Below are 21,426 nucleotides of genomic sequence, written 5' to 3'. Positions count from 1 at the left end.
TGAAAAAGATCTTGGCTCATAGTTTCATTGATGTTACATATGAATATGGAAAATAAAGGTTGATTTCAGTGTCGTTAAGGTGTAATATTACACTTAACAATCGGGCGAAAGGGGGAGCAATGTGTCTTATTTATCAGAAGAAAAGAGACAGGCGATTTTCAAGGAAAGACTTGTCCACTTATGGAACGAAGGTTATTTGTCCGATGATGAATATGGGAGAGTCCTAGAGGCGCACCATTCAGATATCAATGAGCAACAATCTCTGCAAAAGCAGAAAGAGGCGATGAAAGTAGATAGAGCTGAACCGGTGGAGGAGGCTAAGCCGGAACCAGCAAAACCTGAGAAAGTGAAAAAAGTAAAATCAGCAGAAGAAATCCGTGAACGGAATATCACCTGGTCATTGATTTTAGGTGTATCACTGTTGCTTATTACAGGTCTGATTGTCGCTACGAGTCAGTGGAATCAGATGGGAGCCGGGATGAAAGTGTTCTCGCTGGCGTTTGTGTCGTTATTTTTCTTCGGGCTTAGTTATGTGACTGGAAGATTCCTGAAGATTACACAAACGGCCTTTGCTTTCTTGACTCTTGGAAGTTTGTTAATTCCTATTGCCATTGTGGCGATCGGTTACTTTGAGTTGCTGGGAAGCTATTTATCTCTATTCGGAGAGGGAAGGTATCTGCTCGGTTTCTTGGGTGCATTTCTCCCACTGCCGTTGTATGTTCGGATTGCTTTTGTCCATCAGTCGCGTTTATATGTGTGGATTTCCCTTCTGTTTCTATCGTTATCGGTAGGTTTTGCACTCGGGGCTCTTCCCTTAGCTACAGATGTTTTTTATTTATTGCTGATGGTCTTTAATGCAGGGCTGCTCGTTTTTCATGTGCGTTTCAAAGATTCAGAAAAATGGCAGTTATTCATGAAAGAATTTCCCCTGTATGCTCAGATGAACCTTGTATTATCAACCCTGCTTCTCTTGTTTTTCTTTGAGAGTGAAGTGTTCTACAGTTTCAATCTCTTATTGACGGCTGGTATTTACATGGCGATGGTCTTCGTCTATAAAACGAAAGAATACCAATTTGTCTTTTCGGTGATGGTTGTTTACGCCATTTATCAATTGGTGGAACATTCTCCTCTCCAGTCGCTGGACTTGACGGTGTATGCACTGGTTGGATTGATTTATTTAGGATTTGCCTATGCCTTCAGAAACCACAAGTTTGTGGAAAAAGTCTTTCGATACACGAGTGGAGTCGTCTCATTTTTCGCTTTTGTCTATATCAGTTATGAGAGCATTTTATTAAGAGGAGAAGAAGGTTCCTGGGTATTGTTGACAGCCTATGTCATCATCACCGCCAATTATTTGCTCCTTGCTAATTTAACTGGATACGTGGTAATCCTTTACATGACACCAGTGTTTTTCTTTATTACCCTTTGGCAGCTATGGGAGTTGACCGAAACAGGTCCGTTGTTCTTTTTCTTATTTGCAGGTGCTTCACTGGTGCTTGTGTATGTCGGCTTATGGACAGAAAATACCTGGTTGAAGGTGATTCAGGAAAGTACTTTTCATTTATGTCTGATGGTGATGGCTGGAGCAGTCGTCTATGCGTTGTATGAGATGATTTATGGTTACAGTGCACTCATGTTACTGCTCGTCAGCATCCAATGCTATCTGGTGAAAAGAAAGCACAGCAGCCACGATATCAAAATAACTGCTGTTTGGGGCCAGCCTATCAATTTGCTCCTGGCAGGGGCCATAATCTATGAACCTATGAGTGACAGGTTTCCAGGCTATGAAGAAAGTCTTTCCATGCCTTTTCATTATGCGGTCATAGGTGTCTTGCTTTTGATTGTTCATCTAGGCTGGAAGAGGGTTAGTGAAAAGGAGCTTTCCACAGCGACTTTTTACGTCAGCCAGGTATCCTACAGTCTTGGTATGGTCTTACTATTGAACAACACTCAAGTTGAAGGGGATGTGGTCAGACCGTTGATCCTGCTGGTTGGAATTGCCATGCTGTACAGTCTGGTCCAATTTGCAAAACAAACATTCTTATGGCTGCTCGTATCCCTGGTCACCCTGGCATTTTATGCTTCCCTGATGGATACATTAGCGTTGGATTCATTCTCCGCCCATTTCATCTATCTGGTCTTTGCGCCGGTGCTTCTTGTTGGCATCGGAGAGTTAGGAGAGAAGAAATGGCCGGGAATCAGGCCGTACTTTTATTGGCTTGGGCATGGATTGCTGCCATTGCTGATTGCTGTTTATTACTTAGATCAACTGGGCATTGGCAATGTTCAGCCATGGGTGTTGGTCATCCCGTTAGCTATATATATATTCAGCTCACTGAATACCAAGCATGAATGGGTAACCAGGCTGATGTTGTACGCGGGTATGACAACATTCTTTGTCATGATACTGACGAGTAAAGACTTTTACGGATGGGGCGTATCGATACCGTCCGAATTTGTCTATATCTTAACTAGTCTTTGTTTTGCAGTATTGTGGGGAGCAGTACCATTAGAATGGAGTCGCAGGATTGAATGGTACTTGATTCCATTTTCAATGATCGGGCTGATGGTGATCATAAACCAGCCAGGCCGATGGTTCTCCCTTGACTGGCTGGTTGTCCTTGGCTATGCAGTGCTGATCCTTTTCTTTTTACACCGGAGAGGGTGGACACTTGCCCGTTTCATTCCATTAATCCTGACGATCGGATTATGGGAAAAGGTAAGCATGGATTGGGAGAGGCTCACTTTTCTTACTATCATGGTAATTTGTATTGGCGTCCTTGTCACAGCCGGGCGTTACTTTCATAAATATTTGATCAGCCCGAAATATGAAGTGGATGCCTATTCATGGACGGCGCTTGTGTACATTGCTTACACAAACCTCACAACAATGATGGATGAGAATGTTTGGATTCAGATTACTCCGCTTCTCCTTCTCAGCTTGTGGCTCTTCATCAATGCCGGCAAATGGTCGAAGCCTATACTGCAGAAGATTTTCCATACTGCTGGTGCCGGATGTTTATATGCTAGCTATATTGTCGGACTGGTTGATCATCGCCATATGATACCGGACTTGATAGAAGCAGAGTTGCTCGTGTTACCTGTTCTCGTCGTTCTTTTCTTCTTGAAAAAAAGTACATGGAAAGAATATGCACCGATAATGAACCACGTTCAATTTGCAGTGCTATTGCTCATTGCTGCCTATTTGGTTATTGATGCTATCCGAAGTCACACCATCTGGGACGCATGGATCATCGGTGGGTTATCGCTGCTTTCTATGATTGCCGGTATGCAGTGGCGAATCAAATCTTACTTTTTTGTAGGAATGGGCGTCCTGATATTCAATGTGCTTTATCAAACGAAGCCTTATTGGGGCAATATGCCATGGTGGGTCTACCTGCTATTGGCAGGCATTATCCTGATCGGAATCGCCAGTTACAATGAATGGCAAAAACAGCAAACAAATGCGAGCAACCCTATCGAACGGAAACTGAAAGGGTTATGGGCGGCTCTGAAAAAATGGAACTGATTTTCAACGTTGACAAGCATTTAAATGATAGGGGGAAAGGTGATGGATACCAATCAGCTGAAAAAAATATTTGAGGATTTTGCCGCAATCGAGTGTGAAGGCTCGAGTCTATTATACAAAACATTAGCATTAGAAATCGCTGAAGATGAAGAGCTATTAAATTTATGTTCTCACGCTCAAGAAGGCCAGCCGATCCCTAATCTATTATTCGGATCCGTTCATTACCTTTTATTCCAAGGGAAGCAGCATCACTTGCAGGCGTTTTATCCAAGTATTGTGGCTGAAACGGTGCAGGAGGGAGACCCTTATCCGTTTTTTCAGGATTTTTGTGAGGTATATAGAGAAGAAATAATCGCGTTGTTACGGACCAAGCTTGTGCAAACGAATGAAGTGGGGAGGTGTGCATATCTCTATCCAGCCTTTTGTCATATCCATCAAAAGACTGAAAAGCCGCTTTCTTTAATCGAAATTGGTTCAAGCGCAGGGTTGCAATTGCTGTGGGATCAATACTCTTACTCTTATGGAACCGGAAAAAATTATGGGAATGAAAACTCAGTTGTTCATTTGACCTCAAAGGTGCGGGAAGGAAGTGTGCCTGATTTCCTTACACCTCCTCCTTTGGTTAAAGACCGGGTAGGGGTAGATTTACAGATTAGCGACTTAACCGATGAGGAGGAGTATCTTTGGTTGAAAGCGCTTATTTGGCCGGAACATAAGGAAAGGCTACGCACCTTCGACAAAGCGGTGGAACAATTGAGAATCGCTCCTCCAAAGCTGATCGAGGGGGACGGGGTGGCAATGCTTTCAGATTTAGCCGGCAACTCCTCTGAAGATGAGGTACTATGTATCTTCCATACCCATGTGGCCAACCAGATGCCGGAAGCAGTAAAAACAGAGTTGCTGCAAAAAGTGAACAGGATCGGCAGTAAAAGAGATGTTTTCCATATTTACAATAATATAAGCGATCGGAAATTACATATGGATTCATTTATCAATGGTATAAAAGAAGAAAGAACGATTGGAGATACAGAAGGACATGGAAGATGGTTTGATTGGAAATTGCCTAGCTTCCAATAGGAGGTGTGGATGAATTCTGCACAGTAACCTGGAGGGGAGACTCTTAAAAATGAAAGGGGGGTGAAAAAGGTGACTGACAAACCTAAGGTCATAGCCATTGCTGCTGTTTCTGGAGGAGATAAAGGAAACCCGTAGAGCATAGCGATTCGATGTTGACTTATCGTACAGAAGCGAGGGGAGTCTCACTAGCCGCTAGGCACTGGAGCTGGACAGCAGTTGTGCGGTTTAAGATTTCCAACCAAAATTCAGCCTCCATTGGCTTAAGGACTGGGGTGTGCGGGACAGCTGAGACCCCACAGGACGAAGTGAGGCTACTGAAGAACTGCAACTTTCTGATTTATGCATCAAAGAATGGCCGGGCCGGACGATTTTATCGTTCAACTCGGCTTCTTTATTTCGATAAGACATATTTAAATCAAAAAACATCACTCTTTTCAGATAGGCCTCGTTGCTTCCACGAAGAGCGTTCGGTGGTGACGCCTGCGGGAACAGCGCGAGCCGAAGATCCACTTGGTCAAGTGATCTTCTTGTCCAAGTTAGCTGAGGCCGTGCCCGTGGCAAGCACCCACCGACAAGCGATTCGTGGGAAGCAACAACAAACGTTGACAGCTCCTTTGGATTGAGAAGGGTTTTATAGTGGCTATGGCGGCCTGAATTCACAGAATTGAAGATTCACAAATAGCTACAAATGTGGTGGAAATTGTCCAGTGCTCAGGTATACTAAGGTTTATAGAAATAAATACCAGGGCCAATACTAAAGGAGGAGAAAATATGGAATTAGGAGCATTTTCAGTAAGTTTGACGGTAAAAGATATCACGGTTTCGAAATCTTTTTATGAAAACTTAGGCTTTCAAGTCTTAGGTGGAGACCTCTCCCAAAATTGGCTTATTATGAAAAATGACGATTGCATCATTGGATTGTTCCAGGGAATGTTTGAAAAGAACATTTTAACTTTCAATCCAGGTTGGGACCAAAACGCTGAAAATATTGAATCGTATTCGGATGTCAGAGAGCTGCAAAAGCAGCTTGAAGAAAAGGGAATTAAAATATTGTCACGAACGGACGAATCAGGAGAAGGAAAAGGCCATTTTACAATTGAGGATCCAGATGGGAACCCTATTCTTGTAGATCAACACAGATAACCACATTTTAAGTGTCAGGAAGATTCTTTGCATGTTTTAGCGGAAAATTCTATGGGCAAGAAAACGCTCAGATCATCTGAGCGTTTTCTGGTTGGGTCGGCCACTCCACCTGTTCACATTTGATCTGAGAGTATTTCCATTAATTCAATGATTAAGCTGGTAAGAGGAGGCCCTCTTCTTTAAGGACAGAAGTAATGGCCAGACGCGCTTCTTTTAATACCGCTTCTCTCCATGCTTCCTCATCAGGATAAAACATGTTATTGAATTCCTCGAGAATCCATTGTCGATCTTCCTCATGCACAGCTCCTTCCCAGTACAGTTGGTTTTCTAGAATGATGGTAGTGAGTTCACGCAGCTCTGCTTTTTTATCCGCCCCAAAAGTGCCGAATTCGAACAGGGCGGAGAAGAGTTTTGTATCCGGGCTTACTTCCTTCTTTAATTTATGAAAATAATTAGTAGAATCTCCTTTTACATTTTTCGGAGTGAATTTTTTGATGTTATTCATTCCGTATTGTGCTTTCAGTTCTTCCTCTTCCCGTTCGTCATGTTCTGACATGACCATGGTGACTTCATTTGTCGGTCCAAGTGCGGTATGCCAGTCCATATGAATGACACGGGAATAGGTGGTCAGTATTTTATGCTGCCATTCCTTCATGTGCTTTGTGGACTCTTCTTCCTCAGAACCACCGTAATAAACGCCTCGTTCAAATTCGAATTGCCCCATGCCTTTCGCTGTTTTGATACCGCTGTGACCTTCATTCATCATCCCTTTGCTTAGCTGCTCATATAAAGCTGTTTTTTCTTTTTTTATATCTTTCACCACCCCATTAGGCTGGAAAATTTCGCTCTCTTTTGCGTAGTACTGGTTTACGGTTTCAGGTACGGTGCCTTGTTCGAAAAAATAATTGCGGTTCAAATCCACATTATTTTCAGTGACACGGCGCAAATTCTTCATTCCCCACGGGTTGATCGCATGGACGAAACAAATGCCTGTCGATTGTGGATCGACTTGATCCAAATATTCTTCAACAAATAAATGAACTACCGCTGCTCCGGCATATCCTTCAATTCCATGTTCCCCTGTGGTGAAAAAGAGAACTTGCTTATTAGAAGAGTTCGCCTCAGAATAAATGATATCTATGGTATTGTCTTCTTCTTTGCCGATCGATTGAGTGAATAATTCTGCAGACGGCCACTTTTCTTTGATGGTAGATAAATGTTTGCGGAATTCATTTCTGGATTGCGCGTAACTTCTATTAAAATATTTTTCAGTGTCAACCATAAGTCCTGCCACCTTTCTTTCCTGCTTTTTTTAACCATTCCACTTGAGGTTGAAGTTAAACGACTTTCTTTGCCGGTGAAAACAGTCTTCAGTGTTTGAATGTGGCATAGTTTTTGTATGAAAACTAGTGAGGGGTAAACGAATTACCAATAATCCAGGATTTTAAAAAAGATAAGAAGATACAAGCGTTCGGAACGGAAGTGTCAATTTTTTTGGGGTACAATGAAAAAGGAACGTCTATAAAAAGTTATAGGAATCATTCGAAGTTAGAAGTGGTTCAGAGGATTTGAAAGAACAACAAACCCTCTGGGGGCCTCAGACTTCGGTATGGATTTTTTATAACCAGAACGATACTGTTTATTTGGAGCTGTTCAGATTATATGACTACAACACTAATTATCCTAGTAATTGCTGCAGTGTTTGTCGGAGCACTGATGCGGTCTACGTTCGGGTTTGGGGAAGCTGTCATCAGCATGCCATTACTCGCTTTACTTCCGATTGAACTACATACGGCCATTTCGCTAATCGGTTTGGCGGGATTAACAGTAGCTGTTTTTACTGTTTCAACAAGCTGGCAGTACGTCGATCGGGCTATCCTTATCCGTTTAGCTATTATGACACTTATTGGCATCCCGGCAGGGCTTCTCTTAGTCAAGTTCGCCTCCGGGCTGTTCATCTCTATAGGGCTTGGGCTATTTCTTATCGTCTATGGCTGTTATTCCATAGCCAAGCCGATGCTTACTGAAAAAAATCAGCGTCAGTTGTTGAATGAACCTTTTTGGGCGATCCCCTTTGGCTTCGCTGCCGGAATGCTGGGGAGCGCTTATAACTTCAATGGAGTGCCAGTGGTAGTATATGGAACGATGCGTCGATGGGAGCCTGCTCGCTTCCGTGGCATGCTTCAAGCCCATTTCTTGATTTCCGGTCTTCTTGTTGTGATCGGCCAGGCGATTGGAGGTCTATGGACAAAGGATTTATTTCTATTATTCGGCCTTTCACTGCCTGCTATCGTCATAGCAACTCTGCTCGGTTTTTTTATCCATCGTCGCATCCCTAGCCATAAGTTTGAACGTTATGTTTTTGGTCTGATCATTCTATTGGGCACAGTCCTTGTCGTCAGCTCGGTATGAGGGGAGAGGATGGTGAGTTAATGAGATGGTGGAAAATAGGTCGATATCAATAGGAAGGATGATCTAGCTGCTGTTCATCCACCAAAATCGTACTTACGCCTCTGAAGAACTGCAACTTTCTGAGTTATCCTTCAAAGAAAAAAGCCGAGTAGGGCGGTTTTATCGTTCAACTCGGCTTCTTTATTATGACGAGACATTTTCCGTGAGCATTAGTATTCGTTTAATATTGAAGGTGAAGATCGCCGCCGGCCCTTGTACACTCAGAGTGATGTTCTTTTATAAATCAAAGAACATCACTCTTTTTAGATGGGCATCGTTGCTTCCAAGATGAGCGTTAACTGAGGCCGTGCTCGCGGCAAGCATCCACCGACAAGCGATTCGTGAGAAGCAACAACAAACTTTAACTGCTCCTATAGATTGAAGAGGTTTTTTCAGCAGCTCGATTTTAGTAGGTCGGGGCCGATGTTATTTTTCTCAACCCGTATCACAATACAGATTTGAAAAGGTGCGATTCTGTTTGTAGCAAACTCTTGAGCAATCGCTTTTGCATCAGTCCCCCGGATATGATTAGGGCGAAAGTGATAAAAAATAAAGTCTCGCCGCCGAATGCAGATAATACGATACTGCCTAAAAATGGTCCTCCAGTGCGAGAGATATCCCAGTGTAATCCGAAAAGCGCGAAGTATCTTCCTTTGTGGGCAGAAGGGGCCAGGGTGCTGATGATCGTCTGCATATGGTTGAGTGTAAGAATAGCCCCCATACAAAAGATGAGCTGTGATACAATAAACCCAGACAAATGGTCAGAAAATCCAAACCCAAGTGATGCTGCCCCATACAAAAGGTAACCGGCTTGGATGACCCGTATTTGTGAAAAGCGACGGGTGCGCTGGACTAAAACGACTTCAAACAGAATGAAAACAACGGTACCTATAGTTTCAAGCAGCGAAAATACAAATAAATAGTGGACTAGATTTTCTTTCAGAAACACGGGCCAGTTCGTTTCCATTTGTGCGTGGAAGAAGCTGAGCGGCAGCATTCCAATGACAAGCCATCCGATCATTTTATAGTCCCGCCAATCCAGTTTATAGCAAGTAGAAGACGCGGGGATGCTTTTGTACGTTTCAGGAATGTACTTCAGTCCTATAAGGAAGTACACCAAAACCAGGAGCCCCATCGACAAAAAAAGGATTTTTTGATCGTATTGAAAAAGAAAAGCGCCTGTGACCGGGCCGCCAAGTGCACCGATGCTTGAAGCAGTATTCAACAGAGCGAATGTCTCAGCCTGATTCTTTTCGGGGACAATATCTGATATTTGCGCTCGGGCTGCAGGTGTATAAACGAAACGCCCGACACCATTCAAAAAAATAAAAAAGACAAACAACCATAGGTGATCAGCAAATACAAGGCCTGTGAGAGCGATGAATTGAAAAGATAAAGAGCCAAGCATCACTGGTCTCCGCCCGAAACGATCGATCCATCCGCCAAATAAAAATGTGAAAACGATTTCTGTGAAAGGTTGTACACCAATCACTAATGTCGTAAGCATGATGTTTTCGCCGAAATGATCATACATATAAAGCGTTAAAAAAGGTAAAAGAATGATGGAAATAAACGAAGTCAACGCATGACCGATCGTCTGGATCCAAACGGGCTGTGGGATTTGGCGCAGGTATGATTTCATAAGTTTCTTCATCTCCGAATCTGTAAAGGGATAGAAACAGTTTAGCTGAGGTCTGGGGTTAAATACTTTTCAAATCTTGCTCAATTGAAGGCGAATCTTGCGAAAGGGGGAAACCTCATGGAAATGCGTCTGGAAATGGAAGGGTCCGGGGTTTTAATGTTCGATCTGCAAGAAGGGGAAGCTGATGAATCACATACGCATGATTACTTTCAGCTCAGCGTCCCCTTATCTGGTGATTTAATGACCTACCATAATTCAAAAAAGCGGAAACTGGAGTTTGAGGAGTCTTTGCTAGTCCCACCTGGTGACAGCCACCAACATGAAGCTGCGTATGCCCGGAAGAAGATCATGTTGATCAGCTTCAATGAAGAAATCATTTCAGAAGCCTATAGGACCTATACAGGGTTTGAGCTCGATTCTATTGATTTTTCCCCTGTCCAGTCCAATTCACAGCTGCTTTTAAATAAAGCGATCTCCCTGTTTCAAATCGCTTCATATGAAGGAATGGAAGCGGTCTTAGCTAGAGAGGGAGAGTTGGCTTCTGTCTTATTAGATCAAATGAGAGGTTCGCATTCAGAGCATTGGGAGAAAAGTGGAAAAAAGCGGCCTTATAGTTCGGAACCATCTATAAAAGCAATCAAGGACTATATTCTGGGAAGGTATCAAGATGATGTGACTTTAGATCATTTAGCTGCCCATCTAAACATAAGTAAATATCATCTTCATCGCTCTTTTACTAATGCGGTGGGGATGACCCCCAGGAATTTCCTACATCATGTCCGCTTAAGGAAGGCGGCTTGTCTTCTGAAGGGTAAAGACGTGGAAATTACGGAAGTGGCATTCAAGGTAGGTTTTCAATCGATCAGTACATTCAACCGTTCCTTTAAGAAGATGTATGGCGCAACACCAAGTCAGTTTGTGAAAGAGTTTCAATGGTAAATTGATAGGCGAGAATAAAATTAATGTGTAGGAGTGAATCATATGCAGACTAATAAAGAAAAAGCTGTAGAAGAGGTATATAATAATCTGATAGCAGCTTGGAACAACCGCGATGCTGAAAAAATGGCAGATCTTTTTACGGAAAATGGGGAAAGTATCGGATTTGATGGAAGTCAGTCTATCGGCCGGGAGGAAATTTTTTCTCATTTGCATCCCATTTTCAAGGATCACCCAACGGCACCGTTCATAAGTAAAGTGAAAGATATCCGCTTCCTTACTGAAGAGACGGTTATCTTAAGGGCGATCGCTGGGATGATCCCGCCGGGGGAAGAGGATATCAGATCTGAAATGAACACACATCATACTCTCGTTTTGGTTGAACAGGACGATGAATGGAAGATTGAACTATTTCAAAACACACCTGCACAATTTCATGGAAGACCTGAACTGGTTCATGAAATGACTAATGAGTTGCGAACACTCCTTTAGAAACAGAACGGGAATAGTGCACCATAAAACATCACACGTAAAAAGCAGCGTTTTCCATATTGGAAAACGCTGCTTTTTTCATGGAGTAAGGTTTTCAACTTACTTGTTCATATACTTGTCGATTTCCCATTTGCTGACTTGTAGGGAATACTCTGTCCATTCAGCTTCTTTGTCCTGGATGTACGCTTGGGATGTGTGGTCACCAAGTGCATTAAGGAGCAGTTCGTCTTTCTTCAGAGATGATAGTGCTTCTTTTAAGTTTGTCGGCAGTGTCGGTACACTATCGTCATCCACTTCGTAAAGGTTACGTGCTTCTGCTTCACCAGCATCCATTTCTTTACGGATTCCTTCGAGACCAGCCTGGATCAATACTGCAAGTGTCAAATAAGGGTTTGCAGTAGGATCCGGATTACGGACTTCGAAACGAGTCCCTTTCCCGCGGGTTGTCGGTACACGCATCATGCAACTACGGTTAGAGTGGGACCATGCGATGCTGACAGGTGCTTCATACCCAGGTACAAGACGCTTATAAGAGTTTACGTTTGGGTTCGTAATAGCAGCGATTCCACGTGCGTGATGCAGAATTCCTGCAATAAATTGTTTCATTGTCTTAGATACGCCATCTTCGGCATCTTCATCGTAGAACGCGCTGTCGCCATTCTGGAATAATGAAAGGTGGCAGTGCATGCCTGAACCGTTCTCTCCGGAGATCGGTTTCGGCATGAAAGTCGCGTGATATTCATGATTCGTCGCGATATCTTTAACAACATTTTTGAATGTTTGAATATTGTCAGCTGTTTTCAACATGTTATCAAAGCGGAAGTTGATTTCGTGCTGACCCATAGCAACTTCGTGGTGGGAAGCTTCCATTTCAAAACCGAATTTCTTCAGTGTACGGACGATGTCACGACGGACTTTGTCCCCTTTATCTTTCGGTGAAGCATCGAAGTAACCACCGCGGTCATTCATTTGGCGGATCGGGTAGCCGTCTTTGTCCAATTTGAATAGGAAGAATTCTGGTTCTGGACCGACATTTACTGTATAGCCCATATCTTCCGCTTCTTTCATAGCACGTTTCAGGATGTAACGAGGGTCTCCTTCGAATGGAGTGCCATCTGGCTTGTAGATATCACAAATGAAGCGCGCACTGCGATCTTCATCGACCAATGAAGGAAGAAGCAAGAATGTATCCAAATCTGGTACCAGATACATATCACTTTCTTGGATATCGGAGAAACCGGAAATAGAAGAACTGTCGAACATCGCTTCTTCATTCAAAACCATTTCCAATTCTTCAACCGGCAATTCGACGTTTTTTGTATCCCCTAGCATATCTGTGAACTCCAATAAAAGGAATTCTACGTTGTTCTCTTTTACTTCCTGCTTGATCTGTTCTTTTGTGTAAGTCATACATTACCCTCTCTTTAAATATTATTTGTGAGTTTTGTATCCGAGTGGATTCAGGATATGGAGCTCACTTTTTCTTATGTTAGGAATTCTAACACATAATGTAGTGAAATCTCAAATACCTTTTTATTAGATTCCCTTATTTTTTTCGGATAAACCTATTTTTCACAGGAACTATGTAAAATCCTGTCGCAGTTTGCAATCCCATATATGATGCTGCCTATGAGGTTTGCGGTTTGTAATGTGTCAAGACTTTAAGGGTGCGATTTTTGGGATTTGGGGAACATCGCAAAAAAAACTTCCCGCTTACATAAGATATAGTAAATGTACAGGAAAGGAGAGGGAAATGTATAGGCAACGTTTGGTTTTCATACAGTCAGTAAGTATTTTTCTTTATTTGCTGGTCATCTCTTATTTTAATGTGAAGTTTCAAGAGCATGCGGTTGCATCTTTCAGTCCTTATCCTTATTTTGTTTTTGGGCAACTGGCTTACGTCCCTGTAGGAATGGTGCTGGCGCTGCAACAATTTCTCCATTTCTTGAGAGGGGGAGGGAAAGTCCGTTTGAGAAAAAACGTCTGGATACTAATGATTCTTCCAGCCTTGTATCTGTTACTGGTTCCATTCTTTCTACCTATTAATACACTTCTCCCTATGTTTCTGGTTACAAACATAGCGGTCCCTCCGGTTTTGCAGGTGGTGTTCGGCTATGGACTGATCATAAGTTTTCACAAAAAATAATTCCTAGTATTTTAGAGGGTTTTATTGTCTTGCGATGGACTCAAGAGCTATTCTATTTTATAATCAAAACGGACACGCTTTAATACATACCCTCTATAAGAAAGGAAGATTTTCGTGAGTAAAACATTGATTTTCGGTCATAAAAACCCGGATACAGATACGATTTGTTCTGCCCTTGTTTATGCAGATTTGAAGAAAGCGATCGGTGAAGATGTAGAGCCCGTACGCCTTGGTGAAGTAAGTGGAGAAACACAATTTGCGCTGGATCAGTTCAACGTTGAGGCTCCTCGTTTAGTCGAGCGCGTAGCAACAGAAGTGGAACAGGTCATATTAGTCGATCACAATGAGCGGCAACAAAGTGTGGATGACATCGATGAAGTACAAGTGCTTGAGGTAATCGATCACCACCGTATTGCGAATTTCGAAACTAAAAGTCCCCTTTATTATCGTGCAGAGCCAGTGGGTTGTACAGCGACAATCTTGAATAAGCTTTATAAGGAAAAAGGACAGGAAATATCCAAGCCGATGGCTGGTTTGATGCTTTCTGCCATTATTTCCGACTCTTTATTGTTCAAATCACCGACATGCACGGATGAGGATCGTAAAGCAGCTGAAGAACTGGCATCCATCGCCGGGGTAGATGCTCAAGATTATGGCTTGCAAATGTTGAAAGCTGGGGCAGACATCAGTGATAAAACAGCAGAGCAACTGATCTCTCTTGATGCAAAAGAATTTTCGATGGGTGATCAGAAAGTTGAAATCGCCCAGGTCAATACAGTGGACACGAATGATGTCCTTTCCCGAAAAGGTGAGCTGGAACAAGCGATGAACAAAGTCGTCGGAGAGAAAGAATTGGATCTGTTTTTGCTTGTCGTTACAGATATATTGGAAAGCGACTCCACAGTGGTAGCAGTCGGTGAACAGTCTGCAGCTGTTGCAGAAGCATTTAATATTGATTTAGACGATAACCAGGCGGTTCTTGCCGGAGTAGTTTCGCGTAAGAAACAAATTGTTCCTCCGTTGAACAGTCACTTTGCGTAAAAAACCTCATTTCTACTTGAAACTGAAATGGTGGAGAAAATAGAAAAATAGAACGCTCGGATTTAGACCTCCGAGCGTTCTATTTTTTTATCCTGGTAAGCTTAAAGAATAGAAGCAGAAATGATTATTATTAATGTCTCAAGTTGTTTACGGTTCACAGCTGTTTCAATCCTTCCCAACCACCCCGTTCATTTATGGTTGAAGGCTACTGAACACGACTATTCTAAAGGCTACCCATCCCTGAATAGTAATCCGGCGAGGCTGACTTTTCCGCTTGGAGTTTCAACAAATCATTTTGTTCTTCCCCTCATTTCAGTTACTATTAAGTTATCTCGCGCCATTTCGACAGAATCTATTAAACTAGTGATATCCATAATTGAAATGCATTTTTTATTGATAGTAAAGGGGAAGAACCATGTCTGGAAAAAAGACCAAAACTAAATTGAAAAAAGCCGGGACCAAGGCCCTCATCAAGATCGTTCTTCCTATTCTACTTATCGTCGGCGTTCTCCACTTACTTTCCAATAGCAATTTGGGAGAGGGGATGACGAGCAGCATTACAAATGATCGTGAACGGAACCTTTCGCAGCAAGTGCTGCAATATGAGGATGAAGTGGAAAAGTATGCGGAAGAAGAAGGCATCGGTGACTACACTGGTATTCTGCTGGCCTTAATGATGCAGGAATCCGGTGGGAGAGGTAACGATCCTATGCAGGCATCAGAATCATTATGTGGTTCTGTCGGATGCATCAATGACCCTTCTCGTTCAATTGAACAAGGGGTGGGCTATTTTGCGCATACATTGGAAAAGGCCGATCAGGATGTGAAATTAGCTCTCCAATCGTATAACTTTGGTGCGGGTTTCATCGATTACGTGATGGCCAATGGAGGAGAATACACCCAGGAGTTAGCGATTGAGTTTTCGGCAAAAAAGTACGAAGAGCTGAAGCATACAGGTGATTATAGTTGTATCCGGCCAGAAGCAGAGGAGTTTGAGGCATGTTATGGGGATATATACTATGTGGATGCAGTATTAGGCTATTATGACACGGATGGATATGAGAATGTCCTAAACACGTAAGTTGGCCAAAGCCTCCTGCAACGTTGACCTGAGAAACGGTAATATACCCATCCATCAAGAAGAGGTTGGGGCAAAAACGTAACTGCCGGTGGAAAAAGAACGATAAAGTAGAATGGATCAAATGGAGCGTAGGCATTTATTGCTTCATTTAAAGAAAACCCGAACGATGTTCGGGTTTTCTAGTGGGTAAATTCTTTTATCCGGCCTCTTTTTGGAGTTTTTATGAGAAGTTCTGATTGAATTTTTCAATCATGTCTGTTATTGACCGTAAGTCTTTTTTATTCTTAGTGGAAAATGACTCATCGGTTACGGTCTCTTCTATAGAGGATTGCAGTGTTTCAAGCTCTTGATTGATCCTTTTTACTTCTTTAGAATTATTATTTTCAAACGAGTGGGTGGTGAGGATCGAGCGCATTGTGAAAAGGGAATCGGAGTAGTCTCTGAACCAGCCTTTTTCCAAAACTTTCGATCGTTCGGCTGCTGAAATCAACCTTTGATTGTCATTCAGATTTTGTAAGCTTCTGGCTAATAAAGTTCTTGTGTAAAATTGTTCTTTTTCTGTCGACTCTTCTTCATGATAATTTTGAAACGAGAGTTGGACATCTTCCATGGTGTAGGGTAATTCCTTGATCGATGAGGTGACTGCTGCAACAGCAAATTCATCCAAAGGCTGGGGGCCTTCGGAATCATACCATAGGTACGCAAAGATAATGGTTGTCAGAATGAAGAAGGAGGTGGAGATCTTGTAGAGGTTCATGAACGCTTGCTCCATTCCTCACGAAGAACTCCCATCCGGATAGCATCATAGTATTCACCTTCATAAATGCGGCATTTCCTCATTCGTCCTTCGATTTTCATGCCGAGTTTTTCTCCCACTCTCATCATCCGTTCATTTCTTGACCATGTGGTTAACCCTACACGGGCAAGGGGGAGAACTTGAAAAAGTTGGTCGATCCAAAGGGTCAGTGCTTCTGATCCATATCCCCCGTTCCAATAATCCGGGTCATAAATGCCGATGCCGACTTCAAGCCAGAGAGAAGGTTTGTGCTCCCAGTAATAAGTAACCGTCCCGATGATCTTCCCGTCGACTTCGATTATCAAGCGCGAATCAGGTTCGCTGTCTCTGAGGCGATCTTTTCTTGCTCGTTCGTGACTTCTGTAACTGTCTAACGTATGCGGTTCGAGAGGGTAATAAGGGGCGTCCCATTTTTTCCATTCTGGGTCACCATCACCATAAATCAATTGGTATAAACTCGGAATGTCCTCCTCTTCAATGCTTCTGAGAAGAACGAGGTTTCCCTTCAGGCGCAGGGGTTTAGTCGTTTTCTGCATCAGTGCTTTCCTCCGTTCAGCAATTTCTTCTATCGTATCACAACGAGGAGGGGTTGTTTGAAAAACAATGATTTGGGAATAAAAAAGAAAGACCCTACATAAATGGCAGGTGAACTGGATGATAGAAATTATGGCTTTTTCAAAAGATAAAGGGTTCCAAGAAGCTCTTTCCATGAAACAACTCTCTGAAGAGGAGTGGGACTGGTACTGGGTGGATTTCGAGGCGCCGACAGAGGGAGAAGTCGGATTACTCGAATCCCATTTCAATTTTCACCCGCTGGCTGTGGAGGACTGTTTGCACGGCCTGCAGCGACCGAAGCTCGACTATTATGATGATCACACCTTTTTTGTCATTCATTCGGTCAACCGTAAAAATCTCGAAAGGGAAGAGGTCGATATTTTCCTCGGGAAATGCTCGATCGTTACTTATCATAAGGAAAAAAACGAAGCTTTAGAGCAAGCGAAGGGCATCGTAAAGCGGACGAAAGACTTTTCCACTGTTGATGAATACTACGTCTTTCATCAAATCCTTGATAAAGTGGTCGACAATTATTTTCCGATCATATATAACATCGAAGACCATATTAATGAAATCGAAGACAATACGAAGAAACTCTCGATGGAAAACCTGTTGGAGGAACTGTTCGACCGGAGGAGTGAGTTACTGACATTGAGGCAAACGGTTCATCCTATGAGGGATTTGCTTTACAGAATCCTGAACACCCACCATTTAGATGGTGTGTTTGAACGAAGGGAATATTTCGCTGATATCCATGATCACTTGATCAAAGTCGCGGATATGATTGCATCGAACAGAGAGATGACTCAGGATATCAGGGACAGTTACCTATCACTCAACTCCCATCAGACGAACCGGACGATGCAGATTTTGACTGTCATTTCTGTCATATTTATGCCGCTCACATTCATCGTTGGTGTTTATGGAATGAATTTTGTCAACATGCCGGAGCTCGAGACCCAATATGGTTATTTCGTCGTTTGGGGAATCATGCTAGCAGTAGCGGTAGGTATGTTCATCTGGTTCAGGAGTAAAGGCTGGTTCGAGTGATTTTAAGGCTGAAGACGGAGAAGGGATGGTGATTCCTTCTCCGTCTTTTTTCGGTCCGAAGAAGGATGGAAAATCACTCCACCGGCCGTTAAGAAAAATCGTGTGGCGGACTATACTTTAAGTAACAAGAAAACAAAGGAGATGAACAGAAATGAACATCTTTGAAATCTCTATTGAAGTTGCGGAACGCCGTCCACGATAAAGCCTGAACCAGCCTTTTGTAAAACGCATTATTCAAAAAATGAACGGACAGGACAGTTTTTGAAGTCACTATAAATGCCGGAGAATGTCTCTTAAGATGCAGGAATACTTGCTTTGAAGAGATGAATGGAAATTAAAGTGAGGATTAGACCGGGCTGGTTTCTTATGCCCGGTCTTATGCGTGTGAGGGATTCTTCTTATTTCCTCCCTATGTTAATGTAGTAGTTCAACTTACATAAAAAGGGAGCTCATTTGAATGAATGGTTTACTTGTACAAGCACCATGGATCGATTTGCTATTAGCAGGGAGTAAGATATGGGAGATCAGAGGGTCGAATACGAAAAAGCGGGGGCGGATCGGCTTGATTAAAAGTGGTTCCGGCATGGTATTCGGCACGATCGACATTGTAGACTGTAAAAAGTTAAGTCTGTTTGATTACCAACAGAGCCAAAAGCATCATTGTGTCGATGATTGTCTGGAACTTCCTTATAAAAATACGCATGTGTGGGTGATGGAAAATCCAATGATCTTTGATGAACCTGTTCCTTATCAACATCCGCAGGGAGCAGTCATTTGGGTAGATTTGAAGAAAGCTGGGGCCTGGAGCCATAGCTCGGAAAAAGGCGTGCAGGCATAAGTGTCGGCTCTCCTCCATCATCTGCCCAAAAACAAATGGCTCTTATCGTCAAACAGGTCCTGATATGGGAGGCATTCCCATAAAATACACAAAAAAGGCTCGGAAATTAATCCGAGGCTGCTGAAGAACTGCACCTTCTGAGTTATCCATCAAATAAAGAAGCCGATTAGGACGGTTATATCGTTCTACTCGGCTTCTTTATTATGACGAGACATAAAGGCATTTACTCCTTTTATACATCAAAGAACATCACTCTTTTTTGATGGGCCTTGTTGTTTCCACGATGAGCCGTGCCCGCGGCAAGCATCCACCGACAAGCGATTCGTGAGAAGCAACACCAAACTTTAACTGCTCCTCTAGATTGAAGAGTTTTTTTCAGCGGCCTCTATTGATTCTCCGAGCCTTTTTCTGATAGATTATTCTTCTTTCTCTTCTTCTTGGTCGAACCAAAGCAGTTCCTGTTCATCAACGAAACCGTTATAGTTGATGAAAACTTCCTCGCCTGCCTTTATATCTGTAAAAGCGTAAAAATCGAACGTATGGTGTTCAAAGTTGATGACATAATTAGCATTCGGCTCGTAGGAATGGTTGAACATCATCCCATAGCCTAATACGAATGCAGTATGGTTTTCCCCATATTCGAACGCGTAATCTGCTAAACGTGTCTTTTCAATGTGAACATGTTCGCTGTTTGGATAAGGTATCACGGGCGCTTGATGAATAAGTTCATTTTTGGCGATATCGCGTGTAGCGAACATGCCTCTATTCAATTCTTCATTTTCAAGTGTAGACGTGCGTACTTCAATCATGATCTATTCACCTGCACTTTCTCGCATATTTAACTTAACAAGTGTGACAGGTATGACGGAGGAAAGCAACTTTTTCAACATCCCATGGATCAAAACGGGTTTCCCTTCAAAAGAATAAGAAATACGGTTACTAAGATAATAAAGGTGAGTATCCGAAAAGGAAGGGGAACGCCCTGTTGAAAAATTTTACAATGGTTTTTAAAATCTCTGCCGGAATCATGCTTGTTCTCGTTGTTATTGGAGTGGTTTGGCCAGATGGTTTAGAAAGTGTGACCACGAATGTGAAGGATTTCATTGCACAAAAACTAGGTTGGTATTATTTGATAGTCGTTACATTATTCACGATAGTTTGTTTAACATTCTTGATAACACCTCTAGGTAGAATTAAGCTTGGGAAAAAAGGGGAAGAGCCCGAATTTTCCCGTCCGACGTGGATTGCGATGCTTTTCAGTGCTGGGATGGGGATAGGGATTGTTTTTTGGGGAACGGCTGAACCCATCAGCCACTACGCGATCAGTTCACCTACGGGAGAAATCGGGACGGACCAGGCGATTAAAGACGCGATGCGCTTCACCTATTTTCACTGGGGAATCCATGCCTGGGCGATTTATGGAATTGTGGCATTGGTTTTAGCTTATTTTAATTTTCGGCACGGCCACGCAGGTTTGATCAGCGCGACATTGCGACCTATTATAGGGGCTAAAGCGGCGGAGGGTACTGTGGGGAAAGTAATCGACATATTGGCAGTCATTGCTACTGTTATCGGGGTGGCAACGACGCTTGGCTTCGGAGCTGTACAAATTAATGGGGGCTTGTCTTATTTATTCGATATTCCGACGGGGATCCTGGTTCAGTTCATTATTGTAGCAGTTGTAACGGTACTATTTATGATTTCGGCGTGGACAGGGTTAGGTAAAGGGATTAAAATCCTCAGTAATGCCAATATGCTATTAGCCGGCTTGTTATTTTTACTCGTATTCATCATGGGGCCGACGATGTTCATCCTGAATTTGTTCACAAACTCAATTGGCTCCTATGTGCAAAACCTTCCGATCATGAGCTTTCGGATTGCACCTTTAGACCAGGAGACACGAGCATGGATCAATGATTGGACCATTTTCTATTGGGCTTGGTGGATCGCGTGGTCCCCGTTCGTGGGAGTATTTATTGCCAGAGTCTCAAGAGGAAGGAGCATTCGTGAATTCGTTTTTACCGTATTGATCGTCCCTTCTGTCATCGGTTTTCTGTGGTTTTCAACGTTCGGCGGGACAGCCATTTCCCTCGAACATCATGCAGTGGATACAATTTCATCTTTAGCGACAGAAGAATCGCTTTTCGGCGTCTTTTCAAACATCCCGCTTGGCTGGATTGCTTCTATAGTCGCAATGATGTTGATTGCAACTTTTTTCATCACTTCAGCTGACTCTGGTACATTCGTGTTAGGCATGATGACGACAGGAGGTTCAGAGACTCCTGGGACCTCCATTAAACTGACGTGGGGCATCCTGCTTTCCGCCACTGCTTTAGCCCTTCTTTATACAGGTGGACTGCAAGCATTGCAAAATACGATGATTATCGCAGCGTTGCCTTTTTCAATCATCATGTTGTTAATGGTCATAAGCTTCATAAAAGCCATCTATAAAGAGGGAAGAGAATTAGGTGTAGGGCGCTTCCATCCTCCGAATAAAAAATCGTGAAAACAAAAGCGTATGCGCCTTGGTCAGCCCCGACAAGCATAAGCAAATCTTTGAGGTGGCGCTATTTGTCACAGCAAAGAATTGCTTATGACCTCGAGGGGCTAGGCGCAGAAGCTGGAGGTTACCTACAATCGAATTGTTAA

General features: G+C 42.9%; 19 protein-coding genes. 13 read left to right on the top strand and 6 right to left on the bottom strand.

What is annotated here, in order from left to right; translation table 11 throughout:
• The first annotated feature begins 121 nt into the window (after positions 1-121).
• The 4 genes from HLI_RS02975 to HLI_RS02965 all read left to right on the top strand — a co-directional run bounded on the left by HLI_RS02975 (position 122) and on the right by HLI_RS02965 (position 5,749).
• A complete protein-coding gene (locus HLI_RS02975; protein WP_128523013.1) occupies positions 122-3,529 on the top strand; it encodes a hypothetical protein in 3,408 nt (1,135 codons plus the stop codon).
• A gap of 39 nt (positions 3,530-3,568) precedes the next feature.
• Positions 3,569-4,606 (top strand): DUF2332 domain-containing protein, encoded by a 1,038-nt coding sequence (locus HLI_RS02970; RefSeq protein ID WP_431357389.1) that lies wholly within the window; start codon positions 3,569-3,571, stop codon positions 4,604-4,606.
• Positions 4,607-5,076: 470 nt separating this feature from the next.
• A complete protein-coding gene (locus tag HLI_RS21420) occupies positions 5,077-5,229 on the top strand; it encodes a hypothetical protein (protein ID WP_164908460.1) in 153 nt (50 codons plus the stop codon).
• Between the two features lie 148 nt (positions 5,230-5,377).
• Positions 5,378-5,749, top strand: a complete 372-nt coding sequence (locus HLI_RS02965; protein WP_128523011.1) for a VOC family protein — start codon at positions 5,378-5,380, stop codon at positions 5,747-5,749.
• Between the two features lie 151 nt (positions 5,750-5,900).
• On the opposite strand, the gene HLI_RS02960 is transcribed toward HLI_RS02965, so the two are convergent.
• Entirely contained in the window at positions 5,901-7,031 is a 1,131-nt protein-coding gene (locus HLI_RS02960) for a M14 family metallopeptidase (protein WP_128523010.1), read from the bottom strand.
• Positions 7,032-7,411: 380 nt separating this feature from the next.
• Here HLI_RS02960 and HLI_RS02955 point away from each other — a divergent pair, with 380 nt between their 5' ends.
• A complete protein-coding gene (locus HLI_RS02955; RefSeq protein WP_128523009.1) occupies positions 7,412-8,161 on the top strand; it encodes a sulfite exporter TauE/SafE family protein in 750 nt (249 codons plus the stop codon).
• A gap of 484 nt (positions 8,162-8,645) precedes the next feature.
• On the opposite strand, the gene HLI_RS02950 is transcribed toward HLI_RS02955, so the two are convergent.
• Positions 8,646-9,842, bottom strand: a complete 1,197-nt coding sequence (locus tag HLI_RS02950; protein WP_164908459.1) for an MFS transporter — start codon at positions 9,840-9,842, stop codon at positions 8,646-8,648.
• Between the two features lie 117 nt (positions 9,843-9,959).
• Here HLI_RS02950 and HLI_RS02945 point away from each other — a divergent pair, with 117 nt between their 5' ends.
• Entirely contained in the window at positions 9,960-10,781 is an 822-nt protein-coding gene (locus HLI_RS02945) for a helix-turn-helix domain-containing protein (RefSeq protein ID WP_128523007.1), read from the top strand.
• A 42-nt stretch (positions 10,782-10,823) separates the two neighbouring features.
• Positions 10,824-11,270, top strand: a complete 447-nt coding sequence (locus tag HLI_RS02940; protein ID WP_128523006.1) for an SgcJ/EcaC family oxidoreductase — start codon at positions 10,824-10,826, stop codon at positions 11,268-11,270.
• A 99-nt stretch (positions 11,271-11,369) separates the two neighbouring features.
• Here the strand turns inward: HLI_RS02940 and HLI_RS02935 are convergent, their stop codons facing one another.
• Complete coding sequence (locus HLI_RS02935) at positions 11,370-12,680, bottom strand: glutamine synthetase family protein (RefSeq protein WP_128523005.1); 1,311 nt, start codon at positions 12,678-12,680, stop codon at positions 11,370-11,372.
• Positions 12,681-13,023: 343 nt separating this feature from the next.
• On the opposite strand from HLI_RS02935, the gene HLI_RS02930 reads away from it, so the two are divergent.
• The 3 genes from HLI_RS02930 to HLI_RS02920 all read left to right on the top strand — a co-directional run bounded on the left by HLI_RS02930 (position 13,024) and on the right by HLI_RS02920 (position 15,538).
• Positions 13,024-13,416, top strand: a complete 393-nt coding sequence (locus HLI_RS02930; RefSeq protein WP_128523004.1) for a hypothetical protein — start codon at positions 13,024-13,026, stop codon at positions 13,414-13,416.
• Between the two features lie 114 nt (positions 13,417-13,530).
• The gene (locus HLI_RS02925; RefSeq protein ID WP_128523003.1) at positions 13,531-14,457 is read left to right on the top strand and encodes a manganese-dependent inorganic pyrophosphatase; all 927 of its coding nucleotides are present in this window, start codon (positions 13,531-13,533) and stop codon (positions 14,455-14,457) included.
• A gap of 415 nt (positions 14,458-14,872) precedes the next feature.
• On the top strand, positions 14,873-15,538 hold the full coding sequence (locus tag HLI_RS02920) for a lysozyme family protein (protein WP_128523002.1): 666 nt from the start codon (positions 14,873-14,875) through the stop codon (positions 15,536-15,538).
• A 220-nt stretch (positions 15,539-15,758) separates the two neighbouring features.
• Here HLI_RS02920 and HLI_RS02915 read toward each other — a convergent pair whose 3' ends face one another.
• Together HLI_RS02915 and HLI_RS02910 are read right to left on the bottom strand one after the other, a co-directional pair.
• Positions 15,759-16,295, bottom strand: coding sequence for a hypothetical protein (locus tag HLI_RS02915; protein ID WP_128523001.1), 537 nt, complete (start codon positions 16,293-16,295; stop codon positions 15,759-15,761).
• Complete coding sequence (locus tag HLI_RS02910) at positions 16,292-16,870, bottom strand: GNAT family N-acetyltransferase (protein ID WP_241655925.1); 579 nt, start codon at positions 16,868-16,870, stop codon at positions 16,292-16,294. Before HLI_RS02910 ends, HLI_RS02915 begins: the two co-directional genes overlap by 4 nt.
• Positions 16,871-16,988: 118 nt before the next feature.
• Between HLI_RS02910 and corA the strand changes: the two genes are divergently transcribed.
• Both corA and HLI_RS02900 read left to right on the top strand, forming a co-directional pair.
• Entirely contained in the window at positions 16,989-17,939 is a 951-nt protein-coding gene (corA, locus tag HLI_RS02905) for a magnesium/cobalt transporter CorA (RefSeq protein ID WP_128522999.1), read from the top strand.
• Between the two features lie 457 nt (positions 17,940-18,396).
• On the top strand, positions 18,397-18,777 hold the full coding sequence (locus HLI_RS02900; protein WP_128522998.1) for an ASCH domain-containing protein: 381 nt from the start codon (positions 18,397-18,399) through the stop codon (positions 18,775-18,777).
• Between the two features lie 416 nt (positions 18,778-19,193).
• On the opposite strand, the gene HLI_RS02895 is transcribed toward HLI_RS02900, so the two are convergent.
• The gene (locus HLI_RS02895; RefSeq protein ID WP_128522997.1) at positions 19,194-19,586 is read right to left on the bottom strand and encodes an SET domain-containing protein; all 393 of its coding nucleotides are present in this window, start codon (positions 19,584-19,586) and stop codon (positions 19,194-19,196) included.
• A gap of 176 nt (positions 19,587-19,762) precedes the next feature.
• Between HLI_RS02895 and HLI_RS02890 the strand changes: the two genes are divergently transcribed.
• Positions 19,763-21,283, top strand: a complete 1,521-nt coding sequence (locus HLI_RS02890; protein ID WP_128522996.1) for a glycine betaine uptake BCCT transporter — start codon at positions 19,763-19,765, stop codon at positions 21,281-21,283.
• The last annotated feature ends 143 nt before the right edge of the window (positions 21,284-21,426 follow it).

The sequence above is a fragment of the Halobacillus litoralis genome (assembly GCF_004101865.1).
Taxonomy (GTDB): Bacteria; Bacillota; Bacilli; order Bacillales; family Halobacillaceae; genus Halobacillus; species Halobacillus litoralis_A.
This window is presented reverse-complemented; position numbering and strand designations above follow the sequence as displayed.